Annotated in this window: 8 protein-coding genes and 4 pseudogenes; 1 reads left to right on the plus strand and 11 read right to left on the minus strand. The window is 28.7% G+C overall.

Translation table 11 applies throughout. The features are described 5' to 3' along the window. Window positions 1-68: 68 nt before the first annotated feature. The 11 genes and pseudogenes from LEQ07_RS08720 to purR form a co-directional block, all read right to left on the minus strand. Window positions 69-608 (minus strand): stage V sporulation T C-terminal domain-containing protein, encoded by a 540-nt coding sequence (locus tag LEQ07_RS08720; protein WP_021430424.1) that lies wholly within the window; start codon window positions 606-608, stop codon window positions 69-71. Window positions 609-707: 99 nt separating this feature from the next. Then, a pseudogene (locus LEQ07_RS08725) lies at window positions 708-1,049 on the minus strand (peptidylprolyl isomerase); the annotation flags it as partial. Between the two features lie 40 nt (window positions 1,050-1,089). Next, window positions 1,090-1,701: a SurA N-terminal domain-containing protein gene (locus tag LEQ07_RS08730; RefSeq protein WP_263330269.1), complete on the minus strand. Its 612-nt coding sequence runs from the start codon at window positions 1,699-1,701 to the stop codon at window positions 1,090-1,092. After that, a pseudogene (gene mfd, locus LEQ07_RS22490) lies at window positions 1,634-5,105 on the minus strand (transcription-repair coupling factor). The gene LEQ07_RS08730 and the pseudogene mfd overlap by 68 nt, the downstream one beginning before the upstream one ends. Window positions 5,106-5,125: 20 nt before the next feature. After that, window positions 5,126-5,684: pseudogene (gene pth / locus LEQ07_RS08740) on the minus strand (aminoacyl-tRNA hydrolase). 50 nt (window positions 5,685-5,734) lie between these two features. Further along, window positions 5,735-6,340: a prepilin peptidase gene (locus LEQ07_RS08745; RefSeq protein WP_046821659.1), complete on the minus strand. Its 606-nt coding sequence runs from the start codon at window positions 6,338-6,340 to the stop codon at window positions 5,735-5,737. A 44-nt stretch (window positions 6,341-6,384) separates the two neighbouring features. Then, window positions 6,385-7,446, minus strand: coding sequence for a type IV pilus twitching motility protein PilT (locus LEQ07_RS08750; RefSeq protein WP_263330270.1), 1,062 nt, complete (start codon window positions 7,444-7,446; stop codon window positions 6,385-6,387). Window positions 7,447-7,630: 184 nt separating this feature from the next. Beyond that, window positions 7,631-8,581, minus strand: a complete 951-nt coding sequence (locus LEQ07_RS08755) for a ribose-phosphate diphosphokinase (protein WP_046821661.1) — start codon at window positions 8,579-8,581, stop codon at window positions 7,631-7,633. A gap of 94 nt (window positions 8,582-8,675) precedes the next feature. Then, window positions 8,676-10,043 (minus strand): bifunctional UDP-N-acetylglucosamine diphosphorylase/glucosamine-1-phosphate N-acetyltransferase GlmU, encoded by a 1,368-nt coding sequence (gene glmU / locus LEQ07_RS08760; RefSeq protein WP_046821662.1) that lies wholly within the window; start codon window positions 10,041-10,043, stop codon window positions 8,676-8,678. Window positions 10,044-10,252: 209 nt separating this feature from the next. After that, a complete protein-coding gene (gene spoVG / locus LEQ07_RS08765) occupies window positions 10,253-10,531 on the minus strand; it encodes a septation regulator SpoVG (protein WP_021430398.1) in 279 nt (92 codons plus the stop codon). 174 nt (window positions 10,532-10,705) lie between these two features. Further along, window positions 10,706-11,589: pseudogene (gene purR, locus LEQ07_RS08770) on the minus strand (pur operon repressor). Between the two features lie 223 nt (window positions 11,590-11,812). Between purR and murC the strand changes: the two are divergent. Further along, a complete protein-coding gene (gene murC / locus LEQ07_RS08775) occupies window positions 11,813-13,165 on the plus strand; it encodes a UDP-N-acetylmuramate--L-alanine ligase (RefSeq protein WP_263330271.1) in 1,353 nt (450 codons plus the stop codon). The last annotated feature ends 6 nt before the right edge of the window (window positions 13,166-13,171 follow it).

Genomic DNA, 13,171 nt, shown 5'->3' on the forward strand with positions numbered 1-13,171 from the left:
TATTGTAGATTCAATAATTACCTTGTAAACTTTAAAAGACCCTATATCAAAGGGTCTTTTAAAAAATACTATTGAACTTGTTTGCCTAGGAAATTAGCTGCCACTTTAAGTAATTTCTCATCACTATCATTTAGACCTGCTTCATCTTTAGAAACTAAGCATATAGATCCTATACAATCTCCAGATGAACTAACTATAGGCATTATTATTTGCATTTTATAGTCCATTGAATCATCTTTGTATAGTGCAACTAATTTATTATCTTTTACGTGAGTAGAAATTCTATTTTCTATAAGATCTTCTAATTCCCTACTTATACTTTTTTCTTTATAATCTTTTTTAGGTAATTTAGATACAGCTATTATTGAATCTAAATCTGTTACCACAACTCCATGACCTAAGGTTTCTCCCAAAGTTTCTGCATATTCTTGAGAAAATTCATTAAGCTCTCCAATTGGAGAGTATTTTTTTAATATTACTTCTCCATCTTTAGCTGTAAATATTTCTAAAGGATCTCCTTCTCTAATTCTTAGAGTTTTTCTTATTTCCTTTGGTATAACAACTCTTCCAAGGTCATCTATTCTTCTAACTATTCCTGTAGCTCTCATATCAGATTAATACCTCCATTAGTAACTTTGAACTTATTTTTACCAACGTTAAGAAAATATACAAAACCTATACCATTATAATAATGGTATAGGTTTTTTTTATATGTTAATTTTTAGAGCTTCTTTTTCATTTGTTTCAACGTCTGCCTTATCTGTTAACTGTTTAACTTTTTCAGTATATTTTTGATATAGTAAGTTTTGTTTTATATTGTCTTTAACTTCATCAAATGTATATTCTTTATATTTTTTATCAGTTACTTTTATTATATGATATCCATATTGAGTTTTTACTACATTAGAAATGTCTCCTTTGTCCATTGCAAATGCAGCTTTTTCAAATTCTGGAACCATTTGGCCTTTTGAGAAGAATCCTAAATCTCCACCTTTAGCTGCAGAACCTTTATCATCTGAATTTTCTTTAGCAAGCTTAGCAAAATCTCCTCCTGACTTAACTTTTTCATAAAGATCGTCAGCTTTTTTCTTAGCTTCTTTTTGTTTTCTTCAGAAAGAGGTTTATTAGTTTTTGATCAACTGTTGATATTAATATATGAGATGCTCTAACCTCATCATCTACATAGTTATTTTTATTTTCGTCATAATACTTTTTCATTTCAGCTTCATTTATTTTTGTATTTTTATCAAAGTTATTTTTAAAGTTTTGTATAGTTATATCTTTTTCTAATTGAGATTTTAAAAACTCATCATCGATACCATTATCTTTTAAAAATTTCTCATAATCTTTATCTTGCTTTACACTTTCTTTTAATTGTTTAAATTGTTTATCAACCTCTGATTGTTTAGCTTCTAACTTATCCTTTTTTGCTTGTTGATATATAACTTGTTCTTGTACCATTTGTTGTAAAATAGCCTTTTTCATTTCATCCTTATATTTTACACCTTCTTTAATTTCTTGATCCCATAAATCCTTACCATACATTTTAGAAATAGATTCTTTATAAGTCTCAACTGTCTTTTTATAATCAGATGCAGTTATTTCAACTCCATTTACTACCGCTACAGGCTTTTCATTGCCACACGCAGTCATAGCTACCCCTAAAAGAACTACCATTATTAATGATATTATTTTTTTCAATTTCAACATCCTCTCTAATTTTTATTTTTGAATTACACATTTGTTCAAGTATGTTTTCTAATTCTAAAATTATCTTATATCCATTTTTTCCTTAGTTTTGTATCTTGTTTGTGGTAAAAGAATAATTTCATCTTTTGCCATTCTAACTTTTTCTATACCTAACTTTTTGCATAATGTTTTCATGTAAGCAATAGACATAAGTGCATTTACAGACTTAGGAATATCAGAGAATCTATCCTCTAATTCATCTTTTATATCATTTAAATCTTCTTCATTTTCTATAGAAGCAATTTTTTTGTACATTTCAATTTTTATAATTTCATCTTCTATATAGCTATCAGGTATGTATGCATTTACCGGTAAATCTATTTCTACATCTATTTCTTCCTCTAATATTTCTCCTTTTACCTTTCTTATTGCATCATTTAACATTTTAACATATAAATCATATCCAATAACAGCCATATGTCCATGTTGTTGTGGTCCTAGTATATTTCCTGCACCTCTAATTTCTAAGTCTCTCATAGCGATTTTAAAGCCTGATCCAAACTCAGTAAACTCTTTTATAGCTTTTAATCTTTTTTCTGCAACTTCACTTAAAACTTTATCCTTTTCATACATAAAGTAAGCATAACCTTGCCTATTACTTCTTCCAACCCTACCCCTTAACTGATACAGTTGGGCTAATCCCATTTTGTCAGCATCATAAACTATCATGGTGTTAGCGTTAGATATATCCATACCTGTTTCTATTATAGTTGTACAGACAAGAACATTGTATTCTTTGTTTAAAAATCCTAGTATAATATTTTCTAACTCTTTACCAGTCATCCTTCCATGAGCAACAGCTATTTTAGCATCTGGAACTAATCTTTGAATCATGCTAGCCATCTCATCTATTCTTTCAACTCTATTATATACAAAAAATACTTGACCATCTCTAGCGATTTCTCTTTCTATCTCATCTTGTATTATACTCTCTTTACCTTCTACAACATATGTTATAACTGGATATCTCTCTTGAGGTGGTTCTTCTATAACACTCATATCTCTTATTCCACTTAGAGACATGTGTAAAGTTCTAGGTATAGGTGTTGCTGATAATGTTAAAACATCTACTGTTGATTTTATCTTTTTTAAAGATTCCTTATGTTTTACCCCAAATCTTTGTTCTTCATCAATTACCACTAATCCTAAATTAGGAAGATCTATATCTTTAGATATTATTCTGTGAGTTCCTATAATTACGTCTACCAATCCTTTTCTAGCATCCTCAATTATTTGTTTTTGCTCTTTTGGAGTCTTAAATCTACTTAATACCTCAACTCTTATAGGATAATTTTCAAATCTAGCTCTAAAAGTATTGTAATGCTGCTGAGCAAGTATTGTAGTAGGAACTAATACTGCAACTTGTTTTTGGTCCATACAAGCCTTAAAAATAGCTCTTATAGCTACTTCTGTCTTTCCGTAACCAACATCACCGCATATAAGTCTATCCATTACCTTGTTAGACTCCATATCCTTTTTAGTTTCTTCTATAGCTTTTATTTGGTCATCTGTTTCTTGATACGGGAATAAAGTTTCAAATTCACCTTGCCATAAAGTATCTTTGCTAAACTTGTATCCTTTTATTTTTCTCTTCTTGCATATAGTTCTACTAAATCTTTGGTCATGTCTTCTATTTCTTTTTTACTTTAGCTTTAGCCTTTGACCATTCATTGCTACCAAGTTTATTTAATTTAATTTTTTCTGTATCTGAACCTATAAACTTCTGTATCTTATCCATTTGGTCTATAGGTACATATAAATTATCTCCACCTTGATATACAACTCTCATATAATCTTTTTTTACACCATTCACACTTAGTTGATCTATACCTACATATCTACCAACCCCGCTGTTTTCATGTACAACATAGTCTCCTACATTTAAATCTAAGAAACTTTCTATCTTTTGACCTTTATTAGATTTTTTAGTTTTCACTGTTTTAGCTCTTTTGTTTGAGCCTATCATTTCTTTATCGGTTATAACATCAAATTTTATAGACTTATATTGGAAACCTGACGTTATATTACCTACAACTATAACAATTTGTGATGATTGAATATCTATATCTCTTTTTCTAGATAAAATACTTTCTGTTCCTAAATTTAATAGTTCCTTGTTTAATTTTTTAGCTCTATCATATGTGTTAGTTGCTAAAAGAATTTTATGTCCATTATATTTTAGTCTATTTAATTCTTCTGCTAGAATGTCTATCTTTCCATTAAAAGTAGGTATTTCTCTACTTTCAAAATTAACTATACTTCCTATGTTGAATTCCTTAACAGATTTAGTTAATAGCATATTTAATATCAATTTTTTCTCTTCTACTAAATATTCTAAATCTGAATAATGATAAAGAAGTTTGCCTTGTTCTTTTAAAGCTAATCCTCTTTCTAGATTTAACTTATAATTTTCTTTAAACTCTGATGTGTAATTTTCACATCTTTCTTTCAAACGAGATAAGTCATTTATAAATACTATTGCATCTTCTTTTAAGTAAGTAAAAATGCTTTTGTTTTCTTCCTCATACATATAATCTATATAATTTTCTACACCTTCAAAATACGTTTTGCTAGATATATTATCTAAACTTTTATATACATCGTCATCCGTAAATTTATGAGTATCTTTTTTATTTTCTCAATAGTAGTATTTACATCATCAGGATATATAAATTCTCTTGATGGTGTTATTGTACATTTCTTTATTTTCTTTACAGATTTTTGAGTAAAAACATCGAAAGTTCTTATAGATTCAATTTCATCGTCAAATAATTCGATACGTATAGGCATATGATATTCTAAAGAGAATATATCTATTATCCCACCTCTAATACTAAATTGACCAAAACCTTCTATTTTAGATACTCTTTCATATCCTAAAGAAACTAACTTTTTTGATAGTTCATCTAAATCTATTACATCACCGATTTTATATGTAAAAATATTTTTCTTTAAAATTTCTTTAGGTATATACTTTCTAAGTATAGCTTCTGCAGATGTGACTATAATTGTATTTTCTCTGCTTATCATCTTTAAAAGTACTTTTAATTTTTTTGCTTCTTCATTTCTATCCTTGCATCTAAATGATAAAAATAGATATCTTGTGAACTTAAATAATCCACTTTATCCTTCATATAAAAACATAAATCTTCATATACTTTTTTAGCTTCTAAATCAGTATTTGCAACATATAAAATTTGCTTCTTTAAATCACTAAATATAGAGTAAGCTATATTGGATTTCTGAGCTTGTAATAATCCATTTACAAGCAATGCACTTTTATTATTTTCAATATTATTTATTATGTCTTTATATTCTTTAGAATTTTGCAAAGGAGATATAAAAATATCAGACATATTCAAATCCCCCTTATAACCTAACCATTATATTTATTCATTGCTAAATCTATATTTTCTCTAATCATACAATCTACGGATTTAGCTGCTTTCTCTAAGCCATCTTGAATATCTTCTGACTCTTCTTTTCTAAATCTAGATAACACAAAATCTGCTAAGTCCTGTCCTTGTCTTGGCTTTGATACTCCAACTCTAATTCTTGGAAATTCATTACTACCTAAGCATTTTAATATAGATCTCATTCCATTATGAGTTCCGCCACTACCTTTTTCTTATTCTTATTTTCCCAACATCTAAGTCTATATCATCGTATATAACAACTATATTTTTTAAATCTACTTTATAGTAATTATATATATCAATTAAAGTTTCTCCACTTAAATTCATGTAAGTTTGTGGTTTTACCAATAAAACTTTTTCAGCTCCTACTCTACCTTCACCTATAAAGGCCTTATGTTTTATTTTCGTTACGCTTATGCCATATTCCTTTGCCAAAATATCTATAACATTAAATCCAACGTTATGTCTTGTATTTTCATATTGTTTTCCTGGGTTTCCTAATCCTACTATTACATACATTTTCATTCCTCCTTATATCTTGTTTCAATTTAAACCTTACTTTAAAATTTTCATATCAGTAACATGCTGTTTTGTTCTAAAAATATCACAGCCAATGTACCTAAAGAAATCCATGGTGCAAGAGGAACATACGATCCTACACGCTTCTTTTTCGTAATCAACATATACATACCATATATACCCCCAATTACAAAAGATATAGGTATTATATATATGCACTTTTCTATTCCTATACAAAAACAGCACAAAGCATAGACTCCTATATCTCCTGAGCCTACACCTTTCGTTATTTTTACCACTATATACGGAATCATAAATCCAAATATCAATCCCATCAAATGATCTATTATTATTCCTCTTGTTATCAATATAATAAATCCTTGAACTATTATACCACTAATCGTAGTTATATCGTATATATACATTGTATAATAGTCCACTATAGATATCACTATTAAAAAATCTATTAGTATTGAGTACATTATAAATTCTTTACTTAATCCTAGTTTCACGTATAACATATAGATAATTATAGGTATTATAACATATAAAAAGATTTTAATTTTATTATCTTTTAAGTCAATTTTAAAGACCTCATCTAAAAAAAATATTATTATTTGTACCATTAATAAACTCATTAATATTATTTTCATCATAATTTAAGTACTAATAGCAGGATATTTTAATTATTAACATCTTGCTAAAATTCTAATCCAATTAATCGTTTCGTATATTCTAAATCTATACATCTATTTATTACACTTTCTTTTGAAATTTTCCTTCCTTTAAATAAATTTACTAAATCTTGATCCATAAGCTGCATACCATTTTTAGATCCAGTTTGTATAATATTTGAAATCTGATGGGTTTTTGAATCTCTTATTAAATTTTTTATAGCAGGTGTAGATACCATTACCTCCGTAGCTGCAACCATCCCTTCATTATTTATATCAGGTATAAGTTGTTGTGAAATTATACCTTCACATACACTCGATAGTTGCGTCCTAATTTGATTTTGTTGATTAGCTTGAAACATATCTATGATCCTATCTATTGTTTGAGCTGCTCCAATAGTGTGTAATGTGGAAAAAACCAAATGCCCAGTTTCTGCTGCTATTAAAGCTGTAGCTAATGTTTCTTCATCTCTAATCTCTCCTATAAGGATAACATCTGGATCTTGTCTAAGAACTGATTTTAATCCAGAACTAAAATTGCTTGTATCTTTGCCTATTTCTCTTTGAGATATAATACTATTTTTTCTATTGTGAATATATTCTATTGGATCTTCTAAAGTTATTATATGTTTTTGAAAATTTTCATTAATACAATCTAATATACTTGCTAATGTTGTACTTTTACCACTTCCCGTTGGACCTGTAACTAAAACCATTCCATTTTCTTTTCTTACAAACTCTTTTGCAACAGCAGGCAGTCCTAATGTTTCAATACTAGGAATTTTAGAATTTATTACTCTTGCAGCAATAGCGTAACTATCTTGTTGTTTATATATATTCACTCTAAATCTATACAAATTCTTTATTGAGATAGAAAAATCATATTCTCCTAATTCTTTGACCTCATTGAGTTTTTGGGCCCCTATTAATTCATTAACCATTTTTTCAGTATCCGACTTGCTTAATAATTCATTTGAAATTTTTATAAACTTTCCATTAACTCTAGCTATCGGTTCGCATTTATAATTTATATGTACATCTGAGGCTCCTAAATCACTAGCGTTTACTAAAATATCAAATATATCCATAATATATACCTCCTACGATTTATTTGCATCCCTTTTAAGATTATTTCTCTATTGAGTTCAGATATACAAATATTTTCCTAGGAAATATATGAAATTATATTAAACTTTAAAATATTATATTAAGATTGAAGTAAAAAAGAGCTCATTTATAAATAAATGAACTCTTTTTTATTTGATTCTAATATTAAAATAATTGACTTACTGATTCATTAGCAAATATTTTCTTTATTGCATCTCCAAATAAAGAAGCTACACTTTTCACTTTTATCTTGTCAATTTTCTTTCCTTCAGGAAGTTGTATAGTATCAAGTACTATTAACTCACTTATAGCTGAATTCTCTATTCTTTCTATAGCTGGACCTGATAAAACTCCGTGTGTACAACATGCATATACATCTTTTGCCCCAAATTCTTTAAGAGCATTAGCTGCATTAACTATTGTACCTGCTGTATCTATCATGTCATCTAATAATATAACATTCTTACCTTTAACCTCACCGATTATATTCATAACCTCACATACATTCGCTTTTGGTCTTCTCTTATCTATTATTGCTATTGGAACATCTCCGTTTAAAGTATTAGCAAACTTTCTAGATCTTGTAACACTTCCTAGATCTGGAGAAACTACTACTAAGTCTTCTATTTCTTTTGTGTTGAAATAGTCAGCTAATATTGTTCCACCTTGTAAGTGATCTAATGGTATATCAAAATATCCTTGTATTTGTGCTGCATGTAAATCCATAGTTAAAACTCTATCTGCTCCTGCTGCAGTTATTAAGTTTGCAACTAATTTAGCTGTAATTGGATCTCTAGCCTTAGCCTTTCTGTCTTGTCTTGCGTATCCATAGTATGGTATAACAGCAGTTACTCTACCTGCAGATGCTCTTCTTAATGCATCTATCATTATTAATAGCTCCATTAAGTTATCATTTACTGGGCTATTAGTTGATTGTATTACGAAAACATCACAACCTCTTACTGTTTCACTTATATTTACAGATATTTCTCCATCGCTAAATGTCCCAACTTCGCATTTCGCCATTGGTACACCTATGTAATCAGCTACTTTTTGAGCCAACTCTTTCGACGCATTTCCTGCAAGTATTTTAATTTCGCTTCCGCTAGTATTCATAATTACCTCCCGAAAATTTTGTTAAAGAAAATATTATATTTAAACGCAGGTATAGACTAGGCTATATCTGCGTTATAGCCTTATTTATATCAATTTATTTCTTAAGGTTCTTCTTTTCTACCCAACCTTCTTTTATAACTTGTCTTTCTCTAGCTATTGCTAATGCTCCTTGTGGAACATCATCTGTTATAGTAGATCCTGTAGCGATATATCCATTTTCTTCTACTACAACTGGAGCTACTAAATTAGAGTTTGATCCTATAAAGGCTCCATCTTTTACAACTGACTTAAATTTATTTTTACCATCATAGTTCACAAATACTGTTCCGCAACCTATGTTAACATTTTTTCCTACATGCGCATCTCCTATGTAAGCTAAGTGAGATGCCTTAGAATTATCTTCTATTGTAGCATTTTTAACTTCTACGAAATCGCCTACTTTTACATTATTACCTATATTGCTCTTAGGTCTTAAGTATGCATAAGGTCCAACTGTAGTATTATTACCAACTTTACTATCTATTATCGTAGAATTTTCTACCTCTGTTTCATCACCTATAGTTGAATTAGATATAGAACTGTTCATTCCAATTTTACAATTACTTCCTATTTTTGTATTTCCTTTTAGCATTGCTCCTGGATATACAATTGTATCATTTCCTATTTCTACATCCGCTTCTATATATGTGCTATTTATATCTATTATAGTTACACCATTTACCATGTGCATAGTGTTTATTCTTCTTCTCATTATTTCTTCAGCTTTAGATAGCTCAACTCTTGAATTTACACCCATTAGTTCTTCTATTGTAGCTCCATTAAATGCTCCTACTTTAAGATTATTATCTCTCATTATTTCTACTGTATCAGTTAAATAATATTCTCCTTGAGCATTATTATTATCTATTTTAGAAAGAGCATATTTTAAACTTTTTCCATTAAAACAATAAATTCCTGAATTTATCTCATTTACTAGTTTTTCTTCTTCGTTAGCATCTTTTTGTTCAACTATTTTTAATAAGTCTTGATTTTCATCTCTTATTATTCTTCCATATCCTGTTGGATTTTCTACTTTAGTAGTTAATACAGTAGCATGATATTCATTATCTAAGTGATATTTGAATAGATTTTCTAATGTATCTGAATTTACTAGAGGAGTATCCCCACATAAAACAACTATAGTGTCATTCTCTGATATGTGCTCATTTGCCATCATAACAGCATGACCTGTTCCTAATTGCTCTGTTTGCATAGCTATTTTAGTGTCAGTAGGTAATACATCTTGAACTACCTGACTTCCGTGACCTAAAATCGCAACAATTTCATTAACCCCTGACTTTTTAGATACATTGACAACGTGGTTTACCATCTCTTTTCCACATACCTTGTGAACTACCTTTGGCAAACTTGATTTCATTCTTGTTCCTTTTCCTGCCGCAAGGATTATTGCCTTAAAATTCATAAACCCACTCCATTTCAATCTTTTTTAATTTTAAATAAATCTATATATGATGTGTAAATATTTTATTTTGTATACAATTTCCTAATTCTATTAACTAATATACCATTTTTGAAGTAAAAAGTACATATTATTCAAATAAAAAAGAGCCTAAGATTCGGCTCTTTAAGAAATATATTCGAAAATATATCTTATTTTAGTTCTTCTTTTTACTATTCAGCAGCTACTTCTAATTGAGAAATTGCTTCTTGATATGCTTTTAAAACTTCTTCTTCTAACATTTGTCTCATTTCAGCATTTATAGGGTGAGCTATATCTCTGAAGTTTCCTTCACCTATTTTTCTACTTGGCATAGCTATAAATAATCCATTGTGCCCCTCTATAACCTTTATATCGTGTACCACAAATAAATTATCGAAAGTTAATGAAACTATACACTTCATTTTCCCCTCATCAGTTAATTTTCTTACTCTAACGTCAGTGATTTTCATTTTACTAATATCCCCCTTTTAGTTTTGACACATTTAATTTGAACATTAAAAATCTTTTTTATTTATAATATATTAATTCTATCAAACTGCTAAATTTCCTCTATTATTTCAGAAAAAATTTTTTTATTTTTTTCACTTTTTTTATTTGATAGAAATTTACCCTTAAAATTTGTATTATTCTTCTAATTTATCATTTTCACTTTGTTCTTCTACAGTTTCTCCCACTTCATCTGTAGACCAATACTCTTCCCTAAAAGTTTGTAAGTTAGGTTTAACGCTTACAACTTCATTATTAACTACATCAATTTCTATTAAAGATATATAATCTTCTACCATTTTTGAGTTGGATTAGTAGTAGATATGAATACTCCCTTTCCTATAACTTCTGCTCCAAACTCATTCATAAGTTGCATCATACCTTTTATAGTTCCTCCGCCCCTCATAAAGTCGTCTATTAATATAACTTTGCTTGCAGGTTTAACAGCCTTTCTTGGTAAACTCATACTTTCTACCTTAGAACTGTTTCCACTTACATATGTCATACTAAGTGTCGGACCTTCTGATACTTTAGTGTCTTTTCTTATTATCACTAAAGGTAGATTCATAGCTTTTGCTGTCATTAATGCCATAGGTATTCCTTTTGTCTCCATAGTAACAACATAATCAGCTTGTGAATAATCTATATTTGATGCAAATATTTTACCAATCTTAGACGCTATTCTAGGATCGTATATTAAATCTATAAGGTATAAAAACCCTCCAGAAAGAATTCTAGATTGATCTTTTATTTCTTCACATAGGTTTAATAAAAATTCTTCATTTTCTGATTTTGATGTTTTTGGAATATATTTAACTCCACCAGCGGCTCCTGATATAGTTATTACTTGTCCTAGTTCTAGTTTTTCAAAAACATTTTTAACAACTATTAAGTCTTCACTTATAGTAGATTTAGCCGAATTAAATTTTGATGTAAAATAACTTAAAGTAAATATTTTATTAGGATTATCTGACAGTATTTTAACTATCGCTCCTATACGCTCCGTTCTTTTAAACTTCATATATAATACCTCCTGTACCTGAAACCTATGTATTTAAACTTGTTAATGCATATTTTTTCCAATATGTTATAATATTTGTTATGTTTTATTTGAAATTTAATATATTAATGTATAGAAATATTTTATAATTTTAGTTTGCTTAAAATATTGAACATTATACTATTATATCACAAACATAGTTCTTATTGTAGAACTTTTAATTTATTAGAAAGGTGGTTTCAATATGAACATATTCTTTATAGGTGTTGGCGGTATAAGCATGAGTGCTCTAGCTAAAATATGCCTAAATAAAGGTTATAATGTTTTCGGTTCAGATTCTACAGATTCATATCTATTAGATGATTTGCGTTCTCAGGGAGCAACAATATATGTTGGTCATAAAAAAGAGCATATAACTGATAATATAGATATGGTAGTATATACTGCTGCTGTTAAATCTGACAATGAGGAATTAATCGCTGCTAAAGAAAAAAATAAATTAACAATAAATAGAGCTGCATTTTTAGGTCAAATAATGAGGGAGTATCAAAATGCTATAGCAATCTCTGGTACTCACGGGAAAACATCGACAACTTCGATGCTATCTGCAATTTTTGAATACGCGGATCTTGACCCTACAATATTAGTTGGAGGAAACCTTAGTATTATAGGTGGAAATGTTAAAATAGGTAAATCTGAGAACTTCATAACTGAAGCTTGTGAGTATGTTGACAGTTTCCTAAACTTCAATCCTAAAATTTCAGTAGTACTTAATATAGAAGAAGATCATTTAGATTACTTCTCTGGAATCGATGAGATAAAAGCATCTTTCAATAAGTTTGGTAAATTATTACCTTATGATGGATACTTTATAATCAATGGAGATGACGAAAATACTAAAGATATACTTCACGAAATAAAAGCTACTGTTATAAAATACGGTCAAGATGAAGGAAATAATGCTTTAATAAAAGATGTTAGATTTGATGAAAATGGATACGGAATATTCAACATTAACTATAATGGAAACAATTTAGGAGAATTCAAACTTTCTGTTCCTGGTGTTCACAATATATATAATGCTACTGGTGCTATAATAGCAGCTTTAGTTTCTGGTGTAGAATTAGAGACTATAAGAAAAAATATTGCATTATATGGAGGAGTAGGAAGAAGATTTGAAGTTAAAGGTAAATATAAAAATGCTTTAGTTGTAGATGACTACGCTCATCATCCAACAGAATTAAAAGCAACTTTATCTGCTGCTAAGAAAATTAAAAAGAATAAATTATGGTGTATATTCCAACCTCATACTTATACAAGAACTAAGTCTTTATTAAACGAATTTTCAGATGCATTCTACGCTGCTGATAAAGTTATAATAACAGATATATACGCTGCTCGTGAAAAAGATCCTGGAGATATCCATTCTAAAGATTTAGTAGATAAGTTATATCAAAATAATGTTGATGTAATCTACCTAAGTGAGTTTGAAGATATCGCTAATTATCTCGCTGAAAATGTAGTTGAAGATGATTTAGTTATAACTGCAGGAGCTGGTACAGTTTACAAAATCGGTGAAATGCTTCTTAATAAATAAAAAAAC

The sequence above is a fragment of the Paraclostridium sp. AKS73 genome (genome assembly GCF_025671395.1).
GTDB classification, from domain to species: Bacteria; Bacillota; Clostridia; order Peptostreptococcales; family Peptostreptococcaceae; genus Paraclostridium; species Paraclostridium benzoelyticum.